A 26,767-nucleotide genomic window follows, 5' to 3' on the forward strand; every position below is an offset into this window, starting at 1 on the left:
GCGGCTTGGCCCGGCCCGGCGCGGCCCGGCGCGGCTCGGCCTGCGGCTTGACCCGGCCCGGCGCGGCTCGACTCCGCCTGCGGCCCGACCCGACCCGGCACGGCGCGGCCCGCCGCGGCCCCGCGCGGCTCGACTCGGCCTGCGGCTTGACCCGGCCCCGCCCGGCTCGGCTCGGCTCGGCTCGGCTTGCCCGGCGCGGCCCGGCCCGGCCCGGAAAGCCGACCATCCACACCAGACCGGCACCCCACCTCATCGCGGCCAACCCCACCCCCTACTCCCCCACCTCCCCATCAGCCAACTCCCGCAGCAAATCCAAATGCCCCACATGCCGCGCGGTCTCCTGAACGACATGAGCGACCACCCACCGCACGGTGAACTCCCCCCGCCGCCGGGTCCGGTCATCCGGCCCCAGCCGCCGCAGGGACTTCTCCGCCCGCGCCCACTCCGCCTTGTACGCCGACACCACCGAGGCCGGCGTGTCGTCGGCCGTCACGTTCCAGCTCGGGTCCGGCGACCCCGCCCACAGCGAAGGCAGATCCGCTCCCCCGGCCTCGATCGACAACCACCACCGCTCGACCGCCGTCAGGTGCTTCACCACCCCCAGCGCGCTCAACCGCGGCGACGACGGGAACGGCGTGGCCGCCGCCGACGACAGCGGCAGCCCCGCCAGCTTGTTCACCGCCGTCGCGCGGAGGAACTGCAGGAAGTCCAGCTGGAGGCGCAGCTCGTCGGCAGCCAGGCGGGCCGGCCACGACCGGTGCGTCTTCGAACTCGTGTTCGACATGACCGCAACGTACCCCACCGGTCCGACAAAATAGAGTGATCGCCATGTGGTGGGGACTGCTCTGCGCCCTCGGCGCGGCGATCGCGTACGGCGTGGCTTCGGTGATGCAGTCGGTCGCCGCCCAGGCGACCGACACCGACGGCGACAAACCGGGCGTCGATCCGAAGCTCCTCGTCCGCGTCCTGAAGCAGTGGAAGTTCGTGCTCGGCCTGTCCCTCGACGTCCTCGGGTTCGTCGCGCAGATCGCCGCCTTGCACGTCCTGCCGCTCTTCGTCGTGCAGGCGGCCCTCGCCGCCAGCCTCGCCGTCACCGCCGTCGCCGCGCGGTTCCTCGGCGTCCGGCTCGGGAAGCGGGAGTGGGCCGCCGTCGCCGTCGTGTGCGCCGGGCTCGCGCTGCTCGGGGCCGCCGCCGAGAGCGAAGGGTCCGATCCCGTCGGGCTCGGCTTCCGGCTCGGGCTGATCGGGGCCGTGGCCGTCCTGGCCGCCGCCGGGATCGCCGCCGGGAAGGCGAGCCGCCGCGTGCGGACACCCGCGCTCGGGCTCGTCGCCGGGCTGAGCTTCGGCGTCGTCGCCATCGCCGGCCGGATCATCCCCAGCCTCGCCCCGTCGGCCCTGCTCACCGACCCGGCCACCTACACCGTCGCGGTCGCGGGCGGGATGGCGATGCTGTTCTACGCCACGGCGTTGCAGCGCGGCAGCGTCACCACGAGCACCGCGATGATGGTGCTCGGCGAGACGGTCTTCCCGTCGCTGGTCGGCGTGCTCGTGCTCGGCGACCGCACCCGGCCGGGGTTCGTGGCCGTCGCCGGTGCCGGGTTCGTCCTCGCCGTGGCCGCCGCGCTCGCCCTCGCCCGCTTCGGGGAGCCGGACACGAGTGAGACGAAGCCGACCGTGTCCCCGTGACTTCTTTACTTAGACTAGCCTTACCTATCCCACGACCAGGACAGGGAGGCGCGGGTGAGCACGACCGGACGGGAAGTCCTCCGCCGTTCGATCACCGGACAACGACGATCGGTGGGTCTCGCGGCGCTGCTGACCGCGTGCCACCAAGGCGGTGAGGCACTGGTTCCGGTGGTGATCGGCGTGGTGATCGACCAGGCCGTCGCCGGCGGATCGGTGGGCACGCTCCTCTTCTGGCTCGCGCTGCTCGGCGTGCTGTTCGCCGTGCTGTCGACCAGCTACCGCCTCGGCGCCCGCTTCGGCGAGCGCGCCGCCGAACGCGCCGCCCACGACCTGCGCCTCGACGTCGGGCGCCGCGTCCTGCACCCCGGCGGCGGCGCGGAGTCCCTCGCGGGCGAGCTCGTCAGCGTCGGGACGTCGGACGCGAAGCGCGTCGGCCAGGTCAACGGTGTCCTGCCGTTCGGGGTCGCCGGGCTGGCCGGGCTGCTGGTCAGCGCCATCGTGCTGCTCACCATGAGCGTGCCGCTCGGCCTGCTGGTGCTGCTCGGGACGCCGCCGATGCTCTACCTCGCGCACCTGATCGGCAAGCCCCTCGAACGCCGCAGCGAGGCCGAGCAGGAACGCTCCGCGTTCGCCTCCGGCATCGCCACCGACCTCGTCGCCGGCCTGCGCGTGCTGAAGGGCGTCGGCGCCGAACGCGCCGCCGTCGACCGCTACCGCCGCACCAGCCAGGACTCGCTCGAGGCGACGCTGCGGGCGGCGCGCGCCCAGGCCTGGCACAACGGCGCGCTGCTCGCGCTGACCGGGATCTTCCTCGCCGTCGTCGCGCTCGTCGGCGGGAACCTCGCGGCCGCGGGGGCCATCAGCGTCGGCGACCTCGTCGCCGCGGTCGGGCTCGCGCAGTACCTGATCACGCCGTTCTCGATCTTCTCGTGGGTCAACGGCGAACTCGCGCAGGGCCGCGCGTCGGCGGCACGCATCGCCGACGTCCTCAACGCACCGCCCGCCGTCGGCGCCGGGGACGCCACGCTGCCGACGCCGGCCGCGGGGCACGTCCGGCTCTCCGCGCTCGGCCGCGGCGCGCTGCGGAACGTCGACTTCGAAGCCCACCCGGGCGAGCTGCTCGGCGTGGTCGCCACCGACCCGGCCGCCGCGACCGACCTCCTGGACTGCCTCGGCCGCGCCGCCGACCCCGTGACCGGCTCGGTGACGGTCGACGCGGTCGACCTGTCCACTGTGGACCCCAGCCGGGTCCGCGAGGTGGTGCTGGTGGCCGCGCACGACGCGGACCTGTTCGCCGGCACCGTCGCCGAGAACTGCGGCACCGGGCCGCTGGCCGGACCGGCGATGACCGCCGCGGCCGTCGACGAGGTGGCCGGCGCCCTGCCCGACGGCGTCGCGACCGTTGTCAGCGAACGCGGCCGATCGCTCTCGGGCGGGCAGCGGCAGCGGGTCGCGCTCGCCCGCGCCCTCGCCGCGGACGCGCCGGTGCTCGTGCTGCACGACCCGACGACCGCCGTCGACACCGTCACGGAGGCCCGGATCGCCGCGGGCCTGGCCGAACTGCGGCGTGGCCGCACCACCATCCTGGTGACCACCAGCCCGGCGCTGCTCGCCGCGACCGACCGCGTCGTCCTCCTCGACGACGGGCGCATCGCGGGTGAAGGCAGCCACGCCGACCTGGCCGGTCGCGCCGACTACCGAGCGGCGGTGCTCTCGTGACCCGTGAACTCCTCCCCGTGGCCGACGGCCGCCGGATCCGCGCCGTCGTCGGCGAACTCGCCGGCCGGTCGAAGGGCCGGGCCGCCGCCGCGTTCACGACGCTCGTCGCGGCGACGGCGATCGGGCTGCTCACCGCTCCCCTGCTCGGCCGGGTCGTCGACCTGGTCGCGACGCGCCGGCCGGCGGCCGACCTCGTCACCCCGGTCGTCGGCCTGGTGCTCGTCGCGCTCGCCCAAGCGGTCGCGACGGCCATCGGTGTGTCACTGGTGGCGCGGCTGGGCGAGACGATCCTCGCCGAGCTGCGCGAACGGTTCGTCGAACGGGCCCTCGGCCTGCCGCTCGACCAGCTGGAGCGCGCCGGGTCCGGCGACCTCACCACGCGGGTGACGAACGACGTCTCGGTCGTCGCCGAAGCCGTCCGGCAGGCGCTGCCGGAGCTGGGCCGCTCGGTGCTGACCGTGGTGCTCACCCTCGGCGCGCTGGCCGTGCTGGACTGGCGGTTCCTGCTGGCCGCGCTGGTCGCCGTGCCGATCCAGCTGTGGACCGTCCGCTGGTACGTGCCGCGCGCGAAACCGTTGTACGCCAGCCAGCGCGAAGCGGTCGGGGCGCAACAGCAGCAGCTGCTCGACACCATCGGCGGCGCGAAGACCGTCCGCGCGTTCCGGCTGGCTGACGCGCACCTGGACCGGGTGCGCGACCGGTCGGACGCCGCCGTCGGCCTGGCCCTGCGCGGGATCCGGCTGGTGACGCGGTTCTACGCGCGGCTGAACCTGGCGGAGTTCGTCGGGCTGTCGGCCGTGCTGGCCATGGGTTTCCTGCTGGTCGGGGCGGACGCGGTGACGGTCGGCGTCGCGACGGCCGCGGCGCTGTACTTCCACAGCCTCTTCGGCCCGATCACGACGGCGCTGGCCCTGGTCGACGACGCGCAGGCGGCCGCGGCCAGCCTCGCGCGGCTGATCGGCGTCGCGGACCTGCCCGCCGAAGCCGCGCCCGCGCGGGCGGCCCGGCCGGTGGACGCGTCGGTGAAGACGGCGGCGGCCGGTTATTCCTATGTGGACGGTCACCCGGTGCTGCGCGACATCGACCTCGCCGTCGCACCCGGCGAGCGGGTGGCGCTGGTCGGCGCGAGCGGGGCCGGCAAGACCACGCTCGCCAAGCTGATCGCCGGGATCCACCCGCCCGCCACCGGCTCGGTCACGCTCGGCGGCGTCCCGCTGGACGAGCTGGGCCCGGCGGCCACCCGCCGGACGGTCGCGCTGATCAGCCAGGAAGTCCACGTCTTCGCCGGGCCGCTGTCCGACGACCTCCGCCTCGCGCGCCCGACGGCGACCGACGCGGAGCTCCGGGCGGCGCTGGCGAAAGCCGGCGCGCTGTCCTGGGTGGACAGCCTGCCGGAGGGCCTCGCCACGGTCGTGGGCGAGGGCGGCCACCGGCTGACGGTGACGCAGGCCCAGCAGCTCGCCCTGGTGCGGCTGGTGCTCGCCGACCCGCCGATCGCGATCCTCGACGAGGCCACGGCGGAGGCGGGCAGCGCGGGCTCGCGGGTCCTCGAGTCGGCGGCCGCCGCGGCCCTGGAGGGACGCACGGCGCTGGTGGTGGCCCACCGGCTGACGCAGGCGGCGGCGTCCGACCGGATCGTGGTCCTCGACGCCGGCGCGGTGGTGGAGTCCGGCACCCACGAAGAACTGGTCGCCGCGGGAGGTCAGTACGCGACGCTGTGGGCGGCCTGGTCAGGCCAGCGCGCCTGACGCGGGCAAGCTGCCAGGGAGGGAGCACCATCGGCGCCGCCTCCCCGGCACGGCCACGACCCAGCGCGAACGAGCGGCCACCTGCTCACACCAGCGCGACCGACGCACCTCCCCCAGCACGGCCACGACCCAGCGCGAACGAGCGGCCACCTCCTCACGCCAGCGCGACCGACGCCGCCTCGCCCAGCGCGGCCACCACCGCCGCCACGGCGGGTGGGTCCGGCGGCTCACCGTAGGTGGCCGCGTGGATCTGGCGGCTGAACCCGGTCTCGGTCGCCTGCACCCCGGCCCGGCGATGGGCCCGGAGCGCGAGGCCGGGCAGGATCGCGACCCCCACCCCCGCGGCGACCAGCGACTGCACGACGACCATGTCGTCGCTGAGGGCGGCGATGCGAGGGCTGAAGCCCGCCCGGGCGCACATCGCGCCCAGTTCCTCCCGGCACCGGGCGCAGCCGCCGACCCACCCGGAGTCCCGGTGGTCCTCGATGCGGTCACCGGCTTCCCGGCTGATCAGGTGGACCGGGTCGGCACCGAGGTGGTGCAGGCGGACGCCCTCCTCGACCGGGGCTTCGGCGCGGCCGAAGACGACGGCGACGTCGATCTCGCCGTGGCGCAGCATGCGCAGCGCTTCCGCCGGGTGCTCGTCGGCCAGGCTCAGCCGCAGTCCCGGGTGCTCCCGCGCCAGCGCCGCCGCGGCTTCCGGGACGATCGTGGCCAACGTCGACGCGTTGGCGGCCAGCCGGACCACGCCCGCCTGCAGGCCCACCTGCGCCGCCAGCTCGGTGGCCGCCGCGTCGACCCGGCCCACGATCTCCGCGGCCCGGTGGGCCAGCAGCCGTCCCTCCGGCGTCAACCGGATGCCGCGGCCGATCCGCTGGACGAGCCGGGCCCCGGTGGCCGCCTCCAGCCGGGACAGGTGGTGGCTCACCGACGGCTGCGAATAGTGCAGCTCGCGCGCCGCTTCGGTCACCGATCCGTGCCGCGCCACCGCGACCAGCACCTTGAGGTGGACCAGGTTCAGCATTCATCAACGTTATCAATGTGTCCTGGACGGATCTGGCATTGGACGTCATGCGTCCGCGGCCGCAAGCTGTCCCCATGACGAAGGTGACCTGCGACCTCACGATCTCGCTCGACGGTTACGCCGCCGGCGACAACCAGACCGAGCAGCGCCCGTTCGGCGACGACGGCGGCGACGGCTGGGGCGACAAGCTGCACGCCTGGTACGGCGAAGGGGCCGAGCAGCACCCCGGTGAGTTCGCGCGGATGCTGACGGCGAAGGCGTTCATCATGGGCCGCAACATGTTCGGCCCGGTGCGCGGCGGCTGGGACCGGCAGTGGAAGGGGTGGTGGGGCGACAACCCGCCGTACCACGGCCCGGTTTTCGTGCTGACGCACCACCCTCGCGAACCGCAGCCGATGGACGGCGGCACGACGTTCCACTTCGTCACCGAAGGGATCGACGCCGCGTTCGCCCGCGCCCGCGAAGCGGCCGGCGACGGGGACATCTCCATCCACGGCGGCGCGCGGACCGTGAACCAGTACCTCGCCGCCGGGCTGATCGACGAGATCCGGCTGCACGTCGTCCCGCTGATGCTCGGCGCCGGCTCGCGGCTGTTCGACGGCGTCCCGCCGTTGGATCTCGAGCAGGTCGAGGCGAGAGCGGCGAAGTCGGTCACGCACCTGCGCTACCACGTCCGGCGCTGAAAACGCCGGGAACCCGTGGGCTCCCGGCGGGACCTCAGTCGTCCATGGCTTCGGCCAGGGACCTGGGCCGCATGTCCGTCCAGTTCGCTTCGACGTGGTCCAGGCAGTCCTGGCGGCCGGCCGGGCCGAACGCGACCGTCCAGCCGGCCGGGACGTCGACGAACTCCGGCCACAGGCTGTGCTGGTTCTCGGCGTTGACCAGCACCAGGTAGGTGCCGTCGGGGTCTTCGAACGGGTTGGTCACGCGGGCCTCCTCAGGCAGTGATGTCCGTACGGGCACCCGTGACGACTTCGGTCAGCTTCCGGATGACCGGGGCCGCGAGCACCGGGTTGAACCGCGGTTCGGTCGACCAGTCGGCGAGCTGGTTCGCCTTGACCGCGGGCAGCTGCGCCCACGTCGGGATCGCGGCCAGCTGCCGGCGCGACAGCGCGTAGGTGCGGCTGTCGGTCAGGATCAGGTCGGCCGGGTACTTGCCGGCCTGCTCCCAGCTGAGCGTCTCGAAGTAGTCGTCGGAGCCGGCGCCGGTGATGATGTCCAGGCCGAGGTCGCGGTAGTAGGCCAGGTCCGCGAAGAACTCCGGCTTGCAGACGTACAGGTTGTCCTTGTCGCTGGAGACGACCAGGACCTTGAGGCCGGGCTTGGCCTGGATCGCCGCCTTGAGGTCGTCGGACGCCTTCCGGAAGTCGTCCTTGCCCTTCTTGATGACGTCGGAGTTCGCGTCGCCGCCGAGCGCGACGGCGAGCTGCTCGTAGCGCTCGATCACCTTCGGCAGCGTGACCTTGTACTCCGAGAGCGCGACGATCGGCGCGACCTGCTGCACCTTGGGGCCGAGATCGTCCTTGAGCACCCACAGGTCGGTCGGCTTGGCGCCGGTGAGGCCGGTGATCACCAGGTCGGGCTTGGTGGCGGCGAACTTCTCCATGCTGAAGTCGTCCCAGGCGTTGCCGATCGACGTGACGGAGTTCAGGTCGATGTTGCCCGCCTGGATCTCCTTGCCGCCGTCGGCCGTCTTCTGCGGGCCGAACACGCCGACCGGGCGGACGCCGTAGTCCCACAGCGCGGCCGCGGAGCTGACGTACGCCACCACGCGCGTCGGACGCTGGTCACGGGAGATCTTCTGCCCGCGGTCGTCGGTGAACTCCCACGGCCCGGAGGACGCGGCGGGCTTGTCCTCGCCGCTGCCGCAGGCAGTGAGAGCCACGGTCGCCGCGAGGCCGCCGGCCCCGATCAGGAATCCGCGCCGGCTGAGCCCAGCAGCGCCTTGAAACACGGACATGTGAACCTCTCGCCAGCTTTTAGGATAGGCACACCTTATTTAGGGCAGCCTGCCAAAAGCAACTGTGTCAGCGCCCACCTCGGCCGGACAGCTGCGCCACGGCCCCGGGCACCGGCTCGGCCGGGTCGTGTCCCAGGTGGACCTGGCGGTTGCCGGCGTCCACGTGCACCACCCGCGGCCGGTGGCCGGCGCGCTCGGCTTCGTCGACCTGGGCGTAGGTGATGATGATGACCAGGTCGCCGGGGTGGACCAGGTGCGCGGCCGCGCCGTTGACGCCGATGACCCCGGTGCCCGGCTCGCCGGTGATGGCGTAGGTCTCCAGGCGGGCGCCGTTGGTGATGTCGACGACCTGGACCCGCTCGCCCTCGACGATGTCCGCGGCGGCCATCAGGTCGGCGTCGATGGTCAACGAGCCGACGTAGTGCAGGTCGGCCTGGGTGACGGTGGCGCGGTGGATCTTGGCGTTCATCAGGGTGCGGTGCACGTCTGCCTCTCGTCCTGGGTCAGCACCGCGGCCAGGCCGGCCGCCGTGGGGGTGCGGAAGAACTCGGCGATCGGGAGCTCGGTCCCGAGCCGCTCGGCGATCCGGGCGCGCAGGAGCACCAGCAGCATCGAATGCCCGCCGAGGGCGAACAGGTCGTCGTCGGCACCGACGGCGCCGACGTCCAGTACCTCCGCGAAGATCTCGCAAAGGGTCTTCTCCAGCGGGGTTTCCGGGGCCCGGCCCCGGGTTTCGAACCCGGGCACCGGTAGCGCCGCCTTGTCGAGCTTCCCGTTGGACGTCACCGGGAACGCGTCGAGGGGGACGATCGCCGCGGGCACCATGTATTCGGGCAGCGACCGGGCCACGAACTCCCGCAGCCGCGCGGGATCCGCCGTCGCCGGGGTCGTATAGGCGACCAGGCGCTTGTCCCGGTCCCCGCGGACGACGACGAGTGCCTGCGCCACGTCGTCGTGGCGCGTCAGTGCCGCCTCGATCTCGCCCGGCTCGATCCGGAAGCCGCGGATCTTGACCTGGTCGTCGGTGCGGCCGAGGTACTCCAGCTGCCCGTCCGGCCGCCACCGCACGAGGTCGCCGGTGCGGTACATCCGCTCCCCCGGCGGCCCGAACGGATCGGCCACGAACCGGCCGGCGGTCAGCGCGGGCCGGTCGTGGTAGCCGCGGGCCAGCCCGGCACCCGCCAGGTACAGCTCGCCGGGGACGCCGGCCGGAACCGGGGTCAGGCCGCCGTCGAGGACGTACGCGCGGGCGTTGTGCACCGGGCGCCCGACCACCGGGCGGTCGGCATCGGCGAACCGTCCGACCAGAGCGTCCACAGTGGCCTCGGTGGGGCCGTAGAGGTTGTACGCCTCGGTGCCCGGCATCGACCGCAGCTGTTCCCACAGTGCCGGGGACACGGCCTCGCCGCCGACACCGACGACCCCGAGGGCGCACTTGCCGTCTTCGACGACGCCGGCCGCGGCCAGCTGCGCGAAGTGCGACGGCGTGAGTTCGAGGAAGTCGAGCCCGCGCTCGCGCACCACCGCGGCGAGCCGGCCGGGGTCGCGGCGGGTGTCGTCGTCGACGACGTGCACCTCGTGCCCGTCCAGCAGCCACAGCTGCGGCTGCCAGGAGGCGTCGAAGAAGAACGCCCAGGCGTGCCCGACGCGCAGCCGCCGCCCGCCCGCCGCCGCGACCGCCGGGCGGTAGAGCGTCTCTCGGTGGCTGTGGAACAGGTTCACCAGCCCGGAGTGCGGAACCACCACTCCCTTGGGCTTGCCGGTGGAGCCGGACGTGTAGAGCACGTACGCCGGATTGGCGGGCGACGGCGGGGTCAACGCCGTGTCACTGTCCACGACGTCCTCGACGAACAGCGCCCCGGCGACCGGCGTCGGCAGCGAACGGCTCGTCAGCACCAGCGTCGCCCCGGCGTCGGCGAGGATCGCCGAGATCCGCTCGGCGGGCTGGTCCGGGTCCACCGGAAGGTAGGCCGCACCGGTCTTGAACACGCCGAAGATCGCCTCGACGACCGCCGCCGACCGCGGCAGGACCAGCGCCACGATCTTCTCCGGGCGGGCCCCCTGCGCGGCCAGCCACCGGGCCAGCCGGTCGGTCCGGGCACCGAACTCCGCGAAGGTGACGCTGCGGGAAGCGTCGCTCAGCGCGGTCGCGCCGGGCGTCGCGGCCACCTGCGCGGCCAGCCGGTCGACCACGGTCGGGGCCGACGTCGTCAGCGGCTCACCCGCGCCCCAGCCGCGCAGGATCCGGTGCCGCTCGGCGGGGGCGAGGACGTCGAGCCGGCTGAGCGGCCGGTCCGGGTCCGCGACGACGGCCGTCATCAGCCGCACCAGGCGCTCGGTGAGCGTCCGGGCGGTCGGCTCGTCGAACAGGTCGAGGCTGAACCCGAGGTCGCCTTCGATGCCGGCGGGCGTTTCGACGAGGTCAAAGGACAGGTCGAACTTCGCCTGCCGCAGCCCGGTGTCCCGGTAGGCCGCGTCGAGGCCGAGCAGCCGCTCCGGCTCCGAACCCGAGTGGTAGACGGCCAGCATGACCTGGAACAGCGGGTGCCGGGCCAGGGAGCGGGCCGGGTTGAGCAGCTCGACGAGGTGCTCGAACGGCAGGTCCTGGTGGGCGTAGGCGGCCAGGTCGGCCTCCCGGACGCGCTTCAGCAGCTCCCGGAACGTCGGGTCGCCGCCGGTGTCGGTGCGCAGGACCAGGGTGTTGACGAAGAACCCGGCGAGGTCGTCGGCCGCGGGGTCCGTCCGGCCGGCGACGGGCGTGCCGAGCGGGATGTCGGTGCCCGCGCCGAGCCGGGTGAGCAAGGCCGCGAGCGCGGCCTGGAGCACCATGAACGTGCTGGTGCCGCTGCCGTGCGCCAGCGCGCGCAAGCCACTGTGGACTTCGGCGGGCACGGTGAACGGCACGGCCGCACCGCGGTTCGTGGAGCGCGCGGGGCGAGGGCGGTCCGCCGGCAGCGCCAGCTCGTCCGGGAGCCCGGCGAGGGTCTCCCGCCAGAACGCGGCCTGCCGGCCGAGGATGCTGCCCGGGTCACCGGCGTGGCCGAACAGCTCCCGCTGCCAGAGCGTGTAGTCCGCGTATTGCACCGGCAGCGGCGTCCACTGTGGACGTTCACCGCGCAGCCGGGCGGCGTAGGCGGTGTCGAGGTCCCGCTTCAAGGGCGGCAGGGACCAGCCGTCACCCGCGATGTGGTGCACCAGCAGGACGAACACGTGCCGCTCGGGCCCGGCCGAGACGAGCGTCGCGCGGACCGGGATTTCGGCGTCCAGGGTGAAGCGGTACGACGCCGCCGCGGTGACGCGCTCGTCGAGGTCGGTCGACGTCTCCGTGATCAGCACCGGCCGCGCACGGGCGTCGGCCGGATCCAGGACGACCTGCCGGGGGGTGCCGTGGTCCTCGGCCAGGATCGTGCGCAGGACCTCGTGGCGCGCCACGACGTCACCCAGCGCGGCCCGCAAGGCGCCGGTGTCGACCGGTCCGGTCAGCTCCCACGCCCACGGGATGTTGTAGGTCGCGCTCGGGCCGTCCAGGCGGTCGAGGAACCACAGGCGCTGCTGGGCGAACGACAACGGCACCACCCCGGGCCGTTCGGCCGGCACCAGCGCGGGCCGGCTTTCCCGGCCCGGGTCGAGGAGCCCGGCCAGCCGCGCCGGGGTCGGCGCGTCGAACACCGCCCGGATGGGGACCTCGACGCCGAGCAGTGCGCGGATCCGGCCGACCAGCCGCGTCGCGAGCAGCGAATGCCCGCCGAGGGCGAAGAACCCGTCGTCCGGGCCCACCTGCGGCACGCCGAGGACGTCGGCGAAGAGGTCGCAGAGCGCCTGTTCGGCCGGGGTTCGCGCGACGCGGCCCGAGGTCCGGACCTCCGGGTCGGGCAGCGCGGCGCGGTCGAGCTTGCCGCTGGCGTTCAGCGGCAGCTCCGGCAGGACGACGATCGTCGACGGCACCAGGTGGTCCGGCAGCCGGTCGGCCAGCCGCGCCCGCAGCGCGGCCGGATCCCCGGCGGGGGCGACGTAGGCGACCAGGGAGCCGGACCGGGCGATCACGACCGCGCGGGCGACCGAGGCGTCGGCGGTCAGCGCCGCTTCCACCTCGCCCGGTTCGACGCGGAAGCCGCGGATCTTGAGCTGCTGGTCCGCGCGTCCGGCGAACTCGAGCGCGCCGTCCGGGCGGCGGCGGACGAGGTCACCGGTGCGGTACATCCGCTCGCCCGGGTCGTACGGCGACGCGACGAACCGTTCCGCGGTCAGCGCCGGACGGCCGAGGTAGCCGCGGGCGAGCCCGGCGCCGGCGAGGTACAGCTCGCCGCGGACGCCCGGCGGCACCGGCCGCAGCGCCGCGTCGAGGACGTAGGCGCGGGTGTTCGCGACCGGCCGTCCGATGGCGACCGGCCCGCACTCCTGCGCGAGGCTGTCCCCCGCGACCTCCGAGCAGCCGTAGAGGTTGACCAGTTTCGCCGACGGCCACCGCCGCCGCACCTTTTCCGCGAGCACGGGCGAAAGCGGCTCGCCACTGGTGATCCACGTCGTCACGGTGTCGAACGCGCCGGCCGGGCCGTCTTCGGCGAAGCTGTCCAGCAGGCTCGGGACGACGGTGAGCACCTGCGCGCCGGACTCGCGGACGAAGCCGGCCAGGGCGATCGGGTCGGTGGCCGTCGCGTCGTCGGCGAGGATGACCGGGTCGCCCGCGACGAGCCCGCCGAGCAGCTCGGTCGAGCCGTCGATGAAGGTCAGCGCGCTCTTCGCGACCCGGACGCCCCGGGCGATCCCGCGCCCCCAGTGCAGCCGGTTGGCCAGCGCGCGCTGGGTGCCGGCGACCGCCTTCGGGCGGCCGGTCGAGCCGGACGTGAAGATCACGTAGGCCGGGTGGTCCGGGTGGATCGACGGCCACGCCGGTTCGGGCCCGGTGTCGCCGGGCCGGACCAGCCGGTCGCCGAAGCCCTCTTCGGCCACGACCAGGTGCGGGCCGGCCTCGGCGAGCATCAGCTCGACGCGTCCGGCCGGGTGGTTCAGGTCCAGGGGCAGGTAGGCGGCGCCGGTCTTGAGGACCGCCAGCAGCGCGACGACCAGCCCGGCCGAGCGCGGCAACGCGACCGCCACCACCCGTTCCGGCCCGGCGCCCCGCGCGAGCAGGGCACGGGCGAGTGCCGTCGCCCGCGCGTCCAGTTCGGCGTAGGTGAGGCTTTCGCCGCCGGACACCAGCGCCGGGGCGTCCGGAGTCCGGGCCACCTGGGCGGCGAACAGGTCCGCGGTCGTCTCCGCGGGCAGCGGGGTGGCGGGCTCGGCGGCGAGCCGCTCGCGCTCGGCCGCGGTGAGCAGGTCGACCGCGCCGATCCGGGTGCCGGGGTCGGCGACGACGGCCTCGAGCAGCATCCGGAGCCGGTCCAGGAGGGCTTCGACGCTCGCGCGGTCGAAGACGTCGCTGTTGTACTCGGCGGTGCCGCGGATCCCGGCCCGGTGGCCGGGTCGTTCCCCGACGAAGAACGTCAGGTCGGCGCGCGCGGTGCCGGTGCGAACCGGTTCCTCGGCGACGGTCAGGCCGGGCAGCGTGAGGTCGGCGACGGCGTTGTTCTGCCACGCCAGCATCGTCTGGAACAGCGGGTGGTACGCCAGCGACCGGACCGGGTTCAGCGCCTCCACCAGGCGCTCGAACGGCACGTCCTGGTGGGCGTGGGCGTCGAGGCCGCGGTCCCGCACCCGGGCGACGAGGTCGCGGAACGACGGGTCGCCCCCGGTGTCCACGCGCAGCACCAGGGTGTTGACGAAGAACCCGACGAGGTCGTCGAGCGCGGCGTCGGTGCGGCCGGCGACGGACGTGCCGATCGGGACGTCGGTCCCCGCGCCGAGCCGGGTCAGCACGGCGGCGAGCCCGGCGTGCACGACCATGAACAGGCTGGCACCGCACGTGCGGGCCAGCTCGACGAGTCCACTGTGGAGTTCCGCGTCCCAGCCGAAGGCGAACTGCTCACCGCGGTAGGACGCTTCGGCCGGGTGCGGCCGGTCGGTGGGCAGCTCGATCCGCTCCGGCAGGCCGGCGAGGGTTTCGCGCCAGTAGGCCAGCTGCGGCTCGAGCACCGGCTCGCCGAGGACGTCCCGCTGCCACAGGGTGTAGTCCGCGTACTGCACCGGCAACGGCGTCCACGCGGGAGCCGCACCGGCTTGCCGCGCGGTGTAGGCCGTCGCGAGATCGCGCCACAGCGGCGCGGTCGACCAGCCGTCGGAGGCGATGTGGTGGAACACCAGCACCAGGACGTGCTCGCGGCCCCCGAGCCGCAGCAGGTGCGCCCGCAGCGGGATCTCCGACTCCAGCCGGAACACCGTGTGCGCCACTTCGGACACGGCGTCGGCGAGCGTCGCCTCGGTGACCGCGAGCGTGGGCAGCGGGATCGTGACGTCGGTGAGGATCCGTTGCCGGGCTTCGCCGTCGACCTCCGGGAAGACGGTGCGCAGGGCCTCGTGGCGGCCGACCACGTCGGACAGGGCCCGCCGCAGTGCGGAGACGTCGAGGTCGCCGGTCAGCCGGACCGCGGCCGGCATGTTGTACGTCGCCGACGGGCCTTCGAGGCGGTGCAGGAACCACAGCCGCTGCTGGGCGAACGACAGCGGCAGCACGTCCGGACGCGGTTCGGCACGCGTCAGCGCGGGCCGCGCGGCGGCGGTGTCCGAAGTGGACAGCAGGGTGGCGAGCCCGGCGACCGTCGGTGCCTCGAAGACCGACCGCACCTGCAGCTCGACGCCGAACACCCCGCGCAGCCGCGCGACCAGCCGCGTCGCCATCAGCGAATGCCCGCCCAGCGCGAAGAAGTCGTCCTCGACTCCGACCGACGCGGTGTCGAGGACCTCGGCGAACAGTCCGCAGAGGACTTCCTCGACCGGGGTCCGCGGCGCGCGGCCGGCGGTACCGGCGTGGGTGTCCGGGCTCGGCAGGGCACGGCGGTCGAGCTTGCCCGAGGCGAGCAGCGGCAGCCGGTCGAGCACGACGAACGCGGACGGCACCATGTACTGCGGCAACCGGTCGCGGACGTGGGCGCGCAGGGCCGAGACCAGGGCGCCGGTGTCCCGCTGCCCGGCCGGGTGGTTGCCCAGCGCGGCCAGTGCGGCTCGCGCCGGACGGGCGCGGTGGATGCGGGTCGGCTTGCCGGTGGTGAACACGACCTCCAGGAAGCCTTGCCGCGCCGGTGCCGCGTAACCGCCGTAGCCGAGGTCGTGCAGCTTCTCGAGGTCCACCCCGGACGGCTCGGCGGCCAAAGCGGCCAGTGCGGCGTCGGCGTCGCCCTCGGCGAGCGCCGCGACGGCGGCCAGCTCACCGGACAGCCGCGCGTCCGGCACCCCGGTGACCCGGAGCCGGGCGGGCGGCTCGGCCAGCAGCGCCACCAGCTCGTCGAGCGAGGTGAACGGGACGACCGTTTCCGCGACCGCGGCCGGCTGGGGCGCCTTCCGCAGGACGACGTCGTACCGGTGCCGGGTCAGCTCGTTGTGCGCGTGGCCGCGCTTCATCCGGAGGTCCACATCACCGAAGCCATCGAGCTCACGGGCCAGCGCCGCGAAGAAGTCCGGGTCCAGCACGAGCTCGCCCTCGCGGGCGATCGCCTGGTCGACCGCGGCCTGGTCGCGCCGGCCGTGGCGCAGCTCGGTCGCGGTCCGGAACGCCCGCAGCGAACGCAGGTTCCGGATGTCGCCGAGGAAGATCGCGCCACCCGGGCGGACGTGGGCCGCGGCGGTCCGGATCACTTCGGCGAGGTACTCGACGCTCGGGAAGTACTGCGCCACCGAGTTGACGATCACGGTGTCGAACGGCTCGGGCGGCAGTTCGCCGAGGTCGTGCGCCGGGCGGGCGGCGAGGTGGACCTTGGCCGCGTACGACGTCGAGGCGAGTTCGCGCCGCAGGTTGGCGATCGCCTTCTCGGAAAGGTCGACGCCCCAGTACTCCTCGGCGTCCGGCGCGATCCGGGACAGGATCAGGCCGCTGCCGACCCCGATTTCCAGCACCCGCTCCGGCCGGAGCGACCGGATCCGGTCGATCGTCGCCGCGTGCCACTCGCGCATCTCGTCGAGGGGGATCTCGGAACCGTCGTAGCTGGAGTTCCAGCCGGTGAAGTTCTCCTCCAGCCCGCCGGAAGCCGCTTCGGTGAACACGTTCTCGTGCAGCTCGCGCCACTCGCCGACGTGGTCGAGCTCCGCGGCTTCGTCGCGGCTCGCCGCCGGGACGGCGTAGGCGACGAGCCGCCCGTCCTGGGCGATCACCACGGACCGGCCGACCGCCGGGTGCTCGGCGATGACGGTCTCGATCTCGCCCGGTTCGATGCGGTAGCCGCGGATCTTGACCTGGTCGTCGGCGCGGCCCAGGAACACCAGCCGCCCGTCCGGCAGCCACTTCACCAGGTCACCGGTGCGGTAGAGCCGGCCACCGTCGCCGAACGGGTCCGCCACGAACCGTTCCGACGTCAGGCCGGGCCGGCCGAGATAGCCGCGCGCGAGGCCCGACCCGGCCAGGTACAGCTCCCCCACCACGCCGGGCGGGACCGGCCGCAGCCCGGCGTCGAGCACGTACGCCCGGGTCCCGGGGTCGGGGATGCCGATCGGGACGACCGTCGCGTCCGCCAGCTCGACGGGGTCGCTCTCGCCGAGCGTGGAGTTGGTGGTCGCCTCGGTGGGGCCGTAGGCGTTGAACATCCGCCGCCCGGGCGCCCACCGCTTGATCAGTTCCGGCGACACGCGCTCGGTGCCGGCCAGCAGCACGCTGTCGCGCGGGAGGTCGCAGTCCGCCGGCATGGCGTCGAGCAGCGCGGGCGGGAGGATCATGAAGTCGACGCCGTGCCGGTGCGCGTACTCGCTCAGCGCGGGCCCGGCGACGCGCCGCTCGGCCGGGACGACGACCAGCCGGCCGCCGGAGAGCAGGCCGAGGCAGAGGTCCCAGAAGGCGACGTCGAAGCTCGGCGACGCGAACTGCAGCACCCGGCTGTGCGGGCCGATCCCGAACCGCTCGACCTGGGTGGCCACGAGCTTGGCGACGCCCGAGTGCTGGAGCACGACGCCCTTGGGCCGCCCGGACGAGCCGGACGTGTAGATCACGTAGGCCGCGTTCTCCGGCCTGACCGCGACGTCCGGGTCCGTGGTGGACAGCGCGTCGAGGTCCGCTTCGTCCAAGAGCACGCGGGGAACGTCCGCGGGGAGCTTGGCCGCGATCTCCCGGGTCGTCACGACGCAGACCGGGCGCGCGTCCTCGATCATGTAGGCGATGCGGTCGCCGGGGTAGTCGACGTCGACCGGCAGGTAGGCGGCCCCGGCCTTGAGCACGGCCAGCTCGGCCACGATCATGCCGACCGAGCGCGGCACGGCCAGCGCGACCACGCGCTCCGGCCCGGCACCCCGGTCGCGCAGCAGGTGCGCGAGGCGGTTCGCGCGGGCGTTCACCTCGGCGTAGGTCAGCTCGACGTCCTCGTAGACGAGCGCCACGGCGTCGGGCGCTTCGGCCACGCGGCGCGCGAACAGGCCGGGGAACGTCTCGGTGCCCGCCGGTTCGAGCGAGCCCGCCCACTCGGTCAGCACCCGGTCGCGCTCGTCGCCGGTGAGGAGGTCGAGGGCGCCGACCGGGCGGTCCGGCTCGGCGAGCGCCGCGCGCAGCAGCACTTCGAGGCGGCGCAGGATCGCGTCCGCGCCCGCGTGGTCGAAGACGTCGGCGTTGAACTCCAGCACGCCGGCGATCCCGGCCTCGCGTTCGGTGAGCGAGATCGCCAGGTCGAACTTCGACGTCCCGGTGGTCACCGGGATCTCGGTGACGGTGAGGCCGGGCAGCGTGACTTCGGCGCGAGCGTTGTTCTGGCCGGCGATCATCACCTGGAACAGCGGGTGGTAGGACAGCGAACGCGCCGGGTTGAGCACCTCCACCAGGCGCTCGAACGGGACGTCCTGGTGGGCGTAGGCGTCGAGGTTGCGTTCGCGGACGCGGGCGACGAGGTCGCGGAACGTCGGCTCGCCGCCGGTGTCGACGCGCAGGACGAGGGTGTTGACGAAGAACCCGACGAGGTCGTCGAGCGCGGCGTCGGTGCGGCCGGCGATGGGCGAGCCGATCGGGACGTCGGTCCCCGCGCCGAGCCGGGTGAGCAGGGCGGCGAGCGCCGCGTGCACGACCATGAACACGCTCGCGCCGGACTCGCGGGCCAGCTCGGCGAGGCGGGCGTGCAGCCGCGCGTCCCAGGTGAAGGTGTGCAGCTCGCCGCGGAAGGTCGCGGTCGCCGGGTGCGGCCGGTCCAGCGGCAGCTCGATGCGGTCGGGCAGACCGTCGAGGGTGTCGCGCCAGTAGTCCAGCTGCGTGCCGAGGACGCTGTCCGGGTCGTCCTCGCTGCCGAGCAGATCTCGTTGCCACAGCGTGTAGTCCGCGTACTGCACCGGCAGCGGCGTCCACTGTGGAGGCTTGCCGGCGCGGCGGGCGGCGTAGGCGGTGGCGATGTCCCGCCACAGCGGGGCCATCGACCAGCCGTCGGAGGCGATGTGGTGGAACACCAGCGCCAGGACGTGCTCGCGCTCGCCGAGCCGCAGCAGCTCGGCGCGCATCGGCGCTTCGCGCTCGAGGTCGAACGAGCCGCGGACGAGCCGGGTCAGCTCGGCGTCGAGGTCGGTGACCTCGTGCACGGGCAGGCCGACCTCGCCGGCCGGGAGGACGTCCTGGTAGGGCACGCCGTCGCGCTGCGGGAACCGCGTCCGCAGGGTCTCGTGGCGGGCGACCACATCGGACAGTGCGGTGCGCAGCGCCCCGACGTCGACCGCGCCTTCCAGGCGCATGACCAGCGGGACGTTGTAGGTGGCCGACGGGCCTTCGAGGTGGTGCAGGAACCACAGCCGCCGCTGCGCGCCGGACAGCGGCACCGGCTCCGGGCGCTCCACCGGGACGAGCGGCGGCCGCGCCGCGCCGGTGCCCGCGCCCACCAGCACGGCCAGGCCCGCGGGGGTCGGCGTCTCGAACACCGAACGGACTTCCAGCTCGGCGTCCAGCGTCGTGCGGATGCGGGCGATCAGCCGCGTGGCCAGCAGCGAATGGCCGCCGAGGGTGAAGAAGCTGTCGTCCGGGCCGACCCGCGGCAGGCCCAGGACATCGGCGAACAGCTCGCACAGCCGCCGTTCCACCGGGGTGCGCGGCTCGCGTTCCGAGGTCGGCGCGACCGGGTCGGGCGAGGGCAGGGCGCGGCGGTCGAGCTTGCCGTTGGCGGTCACCGGGAGGGCGTCGAGGACGACGATCGCCGAGGGCACCATGTGGTCGGGCAGCCGGCCGGCCGCGAGGGTCCGCAGGTCCGCGGTGAGCGTGCTGATCCGGCGGAAGCGGCCGGGGTTGCCGGTGTAGGACAGCAGCGGGCCGGTGCCGGGCCGGAAGGCGCCGGCGGGGTCCCCGGTCGTGAAGAGGACGTCCACCGAGCCGTCGCCGGAGGCGGACCACGTGACGACCGTGCGGTAGCCGTGCGCGTCCCCGAACGCGTACCAGTCTTCGGGGTCCACCCCGCCCGGCGCGGTCCGGCCGTTCGGGACGCGTTCGATCCGGCTGGGGCCGGCCACCTCGTCCACCGTGGACAGATCCGTGCCCCAGACGAACGTGGGGACCTCGGGCGCCGCGGCGGAGCCGGGGCGCAGGACCACGTCGTAGCGGTACTGGGTCAGCTCGTTGACCGCCCGGCCGCGCTTGACCCGGATGTCCGCGGTGACCCCGGGGAGCCCGGCGAAGAACTCGGGTGCGACGAGGAGTTCCTTTTCCCGCAGAAGGTGTTGCTCGACGTCGCCGCCGCGCGCTGCGACGACCGCGGTGTGGAAGGCGCGGACCTGGCGGAGGTCGCGGACGTCGCCGACGAACAGCGACCCGCCCGGAGCGAGCAGCTCGAGGGCTCCGCGCAGCACCTCCAGCAAGTACGTCCCACTCGGGAAGTACTGGACGACGGAGTTGAGCACGACGGTGTCGAAGAATCCGGACGGCAGGCCGGACAGATCGGCGGCGTCGCCGGTGCGCAGCCGCACGCGATCGGCGAGCGCGGGGTCGGCCTCGACCCGGCGGCCCAGCGACGCGATCACCTCGGCGGAGAAGTCCGTGCCCCAGTAGGCCTCGCAGCCCGGAGCCAGCTCGGTCAGCAGCAGGCCGGTGCCGACGCCGATCTCCAGCACGCGGCGCGGGTTCAGGCCGCGCAGGCGCGTGACGATCGCGTCCCGCCACTCCCGCATCTCGGCCCGCGGGATCGGTTCGCCGGTGTAGCTGGAGTTCCAGCCCTCGAACTCGTCGTCGGTGGCCGCGTACATCGAGTCGTACAGCTCGCGCCACTCGCCGACCTGCGCCGGCTCGTCCGCCGTGGCCGCGGTGTCGGCGGGCACGACGTACCCGACGAGGCGGACGTCGCCCGGCCGGTCCTCCCGTGCGACGACGACGGCGTGGGCCACGTCTTCGTGCGCGGCGAGGGTGGCCGCGATCTCCCCCGGCTCGATGCGGAAACCGCGGATCTTGATCTGTTCGTCGCCGCGTCCCAGGAACTCGAGGACGCCGTCGGGGCGGAACCGGGCCAGGTCGCCGGTGCGGTACATCCGGGCCCCCGGCGCGCCGAACGGGTCGGCGACGAACCGCTCCGCGCTGAGTCCCGGTCGCCCGAGGTAGCCCCGGGCCAGCTGGACGCCGGCGAGGTACAGCTCCCCCGCGGAGCCCGGCGGCACCGGCCGTAAGGCGGCGTCGAGCACGTAGGTCCGCGTGTTCCACACCGGACGTCCGATCGGGACACTCGTGTCCTCGGTGGACGTCCGCCAGGAGGTGACGTCGACCGACGCTTCGGTCGGGCCGTAGAGGTTGTGCAGCTCGGCGTCGAGGACCTGGCCGAACCGGGTGACGGCGTCGAGCGGGAGCGCTTCCCCGCTGCACAGGACGCGGCGCAGGCTCGTGCATTCCCGCGCCGCGGGCTCCTGCAGGAAGACCTGGAGCATCGAGGGGACGAAGTGGACGGTCGTGATCCCGCGGTCCCGGATCAGCCGGGCGAGGTAGGCGGGATCCTGGTGGCCGCCGGGGCGGGCCACGACCTCGGTCGCGCCCGTGACGAGCGGCCAGAGGAACTCCCACACGGAGACGTCGAAGCTCGACGGCGTCTTCTGCAGGACCCGGTCGTCGCCGGTCAGGCCGTACTCGTCCTGCATCCAGAGCAGCCGGTTGACGATGCCCTCGTGCGGCACGACGACGCCCTTGGGCCGGCCCGTCGAACCGGACGTGTAGATGACGTACGCCGGGTTCTCCGGCCGGAGCACGACGTCGAGCGGCGCGTCCGATACCCCGTCGAGCGGTGGCAGGTCGTCGGCGGTGGCCACGACCAGTGCCGGCGCCGAGTCTTCGAGCATGAACGCGAGGCGCTCGGCCGGGTAGCCCGGGTCGAGCGGCAGGTAGGCCGCGCCGGTCTTGAGCACGGCGAGGATGGCCGTGACCAGGTGCGTCGAGCGCGGCAGCGCCAGCGCGACGACTCGCTCGGGCCCGGCGCCCCGCTCGGCCAGCGCCCGGGCGAGGCGGTTCGAGACCGCGTCCAGCTCCGCGTACGTCAGCTTTTCGTCCTCGAAGACGAGCGCCGTCGCGTCCGGCGTCTTCGCCACCTGGGCGGCGAACAGCTCGGGCACGGTGACCGCGGGGACGTCTCCGACCGCGCCGGACCAGGCCTTTTCGAGCCCGTCGCGGTCGGCCGGGGTGAGCACGTCCAGCGCGCCCAGGCGGCGGTCCGGGGTGGCGACGACCTGGCGCAGCAGGACTTCGAGGCGGTCGAGCAGGCCGGTCACGGTGGCGCGGTCGAAGACCTCGGCGTTGAACTCGGCCTGCCCGTGGATTCCGTCGGCGCGCTCGGTGAAGGAGAACCAGAGGTCGAACTTGGCGGTGCCGGTGCCGACGGGCCGCTCGGTGACCGTCAGCCCGGGCAGCTCGACCCCGGCGCCGGGGGTGTTCTGCCAGGCGAGCATGGTCTGGAACAGCGGGTGGTGCGCGAGCGACCGCGCCGGGTTCAGCGCCTCGACCAGGCGCTCGAACGGGACGTCCTGGTGGGCGTAGGCGTCGAGGCTGCGGTCGCGCACGCGCGCCACGAGGTCGCGGAACGAGGGATCGCCGCCGGTGCTGACGCGCAGGACGAGGGTGTTGACGAAGAACCCGACGAGGTCGTCCAGCGCGGGGTCGGTCCGGCCGGCGATCGGCGTGCCGATCGGGATGTCGGTTCCGCCGCCGAGCCGGGACAGCAGCGCGGTCAGGCCGGCGTGCACGACCATGAACGGGCTCGCGCCGCACGCGCGGGCCAGGTCGGTCAGCCCGGCCTGCAGGCCGGCGTCCCAGGCGAAGGTGAAGAACCCGCCGCGGTAGGCGGACACCGCCGGGTGCGGCCGGTCCAGCGGCAGCGGAATGCGCTCGGGCAGGCCGTCGAGGGCGCGGCGCCAGTAGTCGAGCTGCGCGGCCTCTTCGGCTTCCAGGAGTTCTCGTTGCCAGAGCGTGTAGTCCGCGTACTGCACGGGCAGTGGCGTCCACTGTGGACGACCACCGCGGAGCCGGGCGCGGTAGGCCGTGGCGATGTCCCGCCAGAGCGGGGTGAGCGACCAGCCGTCGGCGGCGATGTGGTGCACGACCAGGACGAGCACGTGCCGCCGCGGGTCGACGGTCAGCAGCGCCGCCCGCACCGGGACGCCGGCGCCGAGATCGAACACCCCGCGGACCAGGCCGTCCACCACATCGTCCACTGCGGACCCGGGAACCTCGCGGACGGTCAGCTCGACCGTCGCTTCGGCCAGGATCTCCTGGTACGGCACGCCGTCGGCGGTCGGGAAGACCGTCCGCAGGGCCTCGTGCCGGCCGAGGACGTCGTGCAGCGCCGTCCGCAGCGCCTCGACATCCAGCTCACCGGCCAGCCGCATCACGAGCGGGACATTGTAGGTCGCCGAGCCGCCTTCCAAGCCGTGCAGGAACCACAGCCGCTGCTGCGCGAACGACAGCGGGAGCCGCTCGGGCCGGTCGGCGACGCGGGTGAGCGGCCGCCGTTCGGTGCCGGTCACCGGGCCGGCGAGGAGGTCGGCGAGCGCGGCCGGGCTCGGCGCGTCGAACACCGCCCGCACCGGCACCTCGGCGCCGGCGGCCGCGCGGATGCGCTGGATCAGCCGGGTCGCGAGCAGCGAGTGCCCGCCGAGGGCGAAGAAGTCGTCGTCCGGACCCACCTGCGGCACGCCGAGGACGTCGGCGAACAGCTCGCACAGCAGCTGTTCGACGGGATTGCGCGGCGCGCGACCCGGTCCGGCGGCGAACCGCTCGGGCCGCGGCAGGGCCTTCCGGTCGAGCTTGCCCGAAGCCAGCACCGGCAGCTTGTCGAGCACGACGAACGCCGAGGGCACCATGTACAGCGGCAGCCGGTCGCGCACGTACGCCCGCAGCGACGCCACCAGCGCGCCGGTGTCCCGCCGCGCCGCCGGGTTGTTGGCGTAGGACGCCGGGGTGCCCGACTGCCGCCCGGGGCGGTAGGCCGGGCCGTCCTCCCCCCTCGAGAAGACGGCCTCCAGCAAGCCACCCTCGGCGGCCCAGGTCACCGCGACCCGGTAACCGGCGGTGTCGCCGAGCCGGTGCAGATCCTCCGGTTCGACGCCGTCGCGTCGGTCGAGTGCAGCCAGTGCCGCCTCGGCATCCCCTTCGTCGAGGGCGCGCGCCGCCGCCAGCTCGCCGGACAGCCGCGCGTCCGGGATGCCGGTGACCCGCAGCCGGTCCGGCGTCTCGGCGGCCAGGAACCGTTCCACCGCGCCGAGATCGCCGAACGCGACGACCTGCTCGTCGACCGGCTCCGGCTTCGGCGCCTTGCGCAGGACGACGTCGTAGCGGTGCCGGGTCAGTTCGTTGTGCGCGTGGCCGCGCTTCACCCACAGGTCGACGTCGCCGAGGCCGTCGAGACCGCGGGCGAGGGCCGGGAAGAAGTCCGGGTCGAGCACCAGCTCGCCCTCGCGCGCGATCGCCTGGTCGACTCCCGCCACGTCGGCGCGGCCGTGGCGCAGCTCGACAGCGGTGCGGAACGCGCGCAGCGAACGGAGGTTGCGGATGTCGCCGAGGAAGATCGTCCCGCCGGGGGCCAGCAGGCCGGCCGCGGTCCGGACGACCTCGGTGAGGTAGTCGGCGCTCGGGAAGTACTGCGCGACCGAGTTGACGATCACGGTGTCGAACGGCTCGGCCGGCAGCTCGCCCAGGTCGTGGGCGGGGCGGGCGGCGAGGTGCACCCGGCCGGCGTAGGACGTCGCGGCGACCTCGCGCCGGACGTTCTCGATCGCGCTCTCGGAAAGGTCGACGCCCCAATACGTTTCGGCGTCCGGGGCGATCCGCGAGAGGATGAGCCCGCTCCCGACGCCGATCTCCAGCACCCGTTTCGGCGCGAGGGAACGGATCCGCTCGATCGTCGCCGCGTGCCACTCCCGCATCTCTTCCAGGGGGAGGTCGGAGCCGTCGTAGCTGGAGTTCCAGCCCGCGAAGTTCTCTTCGATGCCGGTGGAGCCGGCCAGCATCTCTTCGTGGACGGCGTGCCACTCCTCGACGTGGCCCTGCTCGGCCGCCTGGTCGCGGTCGGGCAGGGGCACGGCGTAGGCGACGAGCCGGCCGTCGTCGGCGACGACGACCGACTGGCCCACGCGCGGGTGCTCGTCGAGCACCGACTCGATCTCGCCCGGTTCGATGCGGTAGCCGCGGATCTTGACCTGGTCGTCGGCGCGCCCCAGGAACACCAGCCGCCCGTCCGGCAACCACTTCACCAGGTCACCCGTGCGATAGAGCCGGCCACCGTCGCCGAACGGGTCCGCCACGAACCGTTCCGACGTCAGGCCGGGCCGGCCGAGATAGCCGCGCGCGAGGCCCGAACCGGCCAGGTACAGCTCGCCCGCGACACCGACCGGGACGGGCGCGAGCGACGCATCGAGAACGTACGCGCGCGTCCCCGGGTCCGGGACGCCGATCGGCACGGCCGAGCCGGGTGCGATCTCCTGGTCGCACAGCCCGAGCGTCGAGTTGGTCGTGGCTTCGGTCGGGCCGTAGGCGTTGAACATCCGGCGGCCCGGCGCCCACCGCCGGACGAGCTCCGGCGACACGCGCTCGGTGCCCGCCAGCAGCACGCTGTCGCGCGGGAGGTCGCAGTCCTCGGGGAACTCGGCGAGCAGGGCGGGCGGCAGGATCATGAAGTCGACGCCGTGGGTGTGGGCGTACTCGGCGAGTTCCGGTCCGGGCACCCGGCGCTCGGCGGGCACGACCACCAGGCGCCCGCCCGACAGCAGACCGAGGCACAGGTCCCAGAACGCGACGTCGAAGCTGGGCGAGGCGAACTGCAGCACCCGGCTGTGCGGGCCCACCCCGAACCGCCGCGCCTGCGTCGCGACGAGCTTCGCGACCCCGGCGTGGGACACCACGACACCCTTGGGCCGCCCGGTGGAACCCGAGGTGTAGATGACGTAGGCCGCGTTCGCCGGGACGATCTCGGCGCCCGGGTCCGTTTCGGGTGCCGCCGCGAGGTCGAGTTCCTCGAGCAGGACCGGACTTTCGAAGTGCTCCGCCAGGTCACCGGTGGTCAGCACGCACACCGGCCGGGCGTCGCCGACCATGAACCCGATCCGTTCGGCCGGGTAGTCCGGGTCCAGCGGCAGGTACGCGGCGCCGGCCTTGAGGACGGCCAGCTCGGCGACGATCATGTCCGGGGACCGCGGCACGGCGAGTGCGACGACGCGCTCGGGTCCGGCGCCGCGTCCGATGAGGACGTGCGCGAGCCGGTTCGCCCGCGCGTCCAGCTCCGCGTAGGTCAGTTCCCGGTCCTCGAAGACGAGCGCCACCGCGTCCGGAGCCTCCCGGACGCGGGCGGAGAACAGCTCCGGCAGGGTGGACAGCGGCGGTGCGAGGCCGGTGTCGTTCCACTCTTCGAGGATCCGGTGCAGCTCCGGCTCCGCCATCAGGCTCAGCCGCGCGACGGGACACCGCGGATCCACCGAAGCGTGGGCCAGCAGGCGTTCCAGGTGCGCCAGCATGCGGTCCACAGTGGACTCGTCGAACACGTCGGCGCGGTAGCGCACACCGCCCTCGATCAGGTTCAGGTCGAGCGGGAGGTCCGTCTCGGCGCCGAAGCCGACGTTGACGAGCACCGATCCCCCACGGCCGGGCTCGGGCTCGAGCGCGGCCACCAGGTCGGCGAACGGAACCTCGTGCGCCAGCGCTTCCTCCCGTGCGTCACGTACGCGCGCGACGACGTCGGCGAAACCGGGCGAGCCACCCAGGTCGACCCGCAGCGGAACCAGCGAACCGATGCCGAGCACGACGTCGGCGGTTCCCGCATACCGGGACAGCAGCACGGCGAACGCGGCCAGCAGGGTCAGCTCGTCGGTCGCGGGCAACGGTCGCGAGAGCCGGGCCAGCACCGGCGAAGCGAGGTGCTGCCGGTCGGCCGGCAGCGCGAGCTCCTTCGGTGCCGAGGCGAGGCGGTCACGCCAGAATCCCAGCTCCGCCACCTGCTGCACAGCGTCACCGTTGCTCACCGGTAGACCAGCCTCCCGCTGCTCAAGACGCCCCGGGCGGGACGCGGACTTAGGGCAACCTAACAAACCGAGGGTGAGAGTGCACTGCTGTACCATCGGTTAGCCTTACCTAAATCAGTA

At 73.9% G+C, this 26,767-nt stretch carries 10 protein-coding genes; 4 read left to right on the forward strand and 6 right to left on the reverse strand.

Annotated features, from left to right (window positions below; translation table 11 throughout):
• Positions 1–271 precede the first annotated feature (271 nt).
• Positions 272–784 (reverse strand): DinB family protein, encoded by a 513-nt coding sequence (locus tag ACWEVP_RS28420; RefSeq protein ID WP_452065624.1) that lies wholly within the window; start codon positions 782–784, stop codon positions 272–274.
• Positions 785–828: 44 nt separating this feature from the next.
• On the opposite strand from ACWEVP_RS28420, the gene ACWEVP_RS28425 reads away from it, so the two are divergent.
• The 3 genes from ACWEVP_RS28425 to ACWEVP_RS28435 are packed head-to-tail and all read left to right on the forward strand — an operon-like array spanning position 829 to position 5,153.
• The gene (locus tag ACWEVP_RS28425; RefSeq protein ID WP_452065625.1) at positions 829–1,686 is read left to right on the forward strand and encodes a DMT family transporter; all 858 of its coding nucleotides are present in this window, start codon (positions 829–831) and stop codon (positions 1,684–1,686) included.
• Positions 1,687–1,740: 54 nt separating this feature from the next.
• Positions 1,741–3,405 (forward strand): ABC transporter ATP-binding protein, encoded by a 1,665-nt coding sequence (locus ACWEVP_RS28430; RefSeq protein ID WP_452065626.1) that lies wholly within the window; start codon positions 1,741–1,743, stop codon positions 3,403–3,405.
• Positions 3,402–5,153: an ABC transporter ATP-binding protein gene (locus ACWEVP_RS28435; RefSeq protein ID WP_452065627.1), complete on the forward strand. Its 1,752-nt coding sequence runs from the start codon at positions 3,402–3,404 to the stop codon at positions 5,151–5,153. Before ACWEVP_RS28430 ends, ACWEVP_RS28435 begins: the two co-directional genes overlap by 4 nt.
• 154 nt (positions 5,154–5,307) lie before the next feature.
• Here the strand turns inward: ACWEVP_RS28435 and ACWEVP_RS28440 are convergent, their stop codons facing one another.
• Positions 5,308–6,177, reverse strand: a complete 870-nt coding sequence (locus tag ACWEVP_RS28440) for a LysR family transcriptional regulator (RefSeq protein ID WP_452065628.1) — start codon at positions 6,175–6,177, stop codon at positions 5,308–5,310.
• 74 nt (positions 6,178–6,251) lie between these two features.
• Between ACWEVP_RS28440 and ACWEVP_RS28445 the strand changes: the two genes are divergently transcribed.
• A complete protein-coding gene (locus ACWEVP_RS28445) occupies positions 6,252–6,860 on the forward strand; it encodes a dihydrofolate reductase family protein (protein WP_452065629.1) in 609 nt (202 codons plus the stop codon).
• A 34-nt stretch (positions 6,861–6,894) separates the two neighbouring features.
• Here the strand turns inward: ACWEVP_RS28445 and ACWEVP_RS28450 are convergent, their stop codons facing one another.
• The 4 genes from ACWEVP_RS28450 to ACWEVP_RS28465 all read right to left on the reverse strand — a co-directional run bounded on the left by ACWEVP_RS28450 (position 6,895) and on the right by ACWEVP_RS28465 (position 26,647).
• Entirely contained in the window at positions 6,895–7,104 is a 210-nt protein-coding gene (locus tag ACWEVP_RS28450) for an MbtH family protein (protein ID WP_452065630.1), read from the reverse strand.
• Between the two features lie 10 nt (positions 7,105–7,114).
• Positions 7,115–8,137 (reverse strand): ABC transporter substrate-binding protein, encoded by a 1,023-nt coding sequence (locus ACWEVP_RS28455; protein ID WP_452065631.1) that lies wholly within the window; start codon positions 8,135–8,137, stop codon positions 7,115–7,117.
• Between the two features lie 67 nt (positions 8,138–8,204).
• Positions 8,205–8,621, reverse strand: coding sequence for an aspartate 1-decarboxylase (panD, locus tag ACWEVP_RS28460; protein WP_452065632.1), 417 nt, complete (start codon positions 8,619–8,621; stop codon positions 8,205–8,207).
• Positions 8,606–26,647 carry an amino acid adenylation domain-containing protein gene (locus tag ACWEVP_RS28465; RefSeq protein WP_452065633.1) on the reverse strand — a complete coding sequence of 6,014 codons (18,042 nt, stop codon included), beginning with the start codon at positions 26,645–26,647 and terminating at the stop codon, positions 8,606–8,608. The genes panD and ACWEVP_RS28465 overlap by 16 nt, the downstream gene beginning before the upstream one ends.
• Between the last annotated feature and the right edge of the window lie 120 nt (positions 26,648–26,767).

It is taken from the genome of Amycolatopsis sp. NPDC003865 (assembly GCF_053605345.1).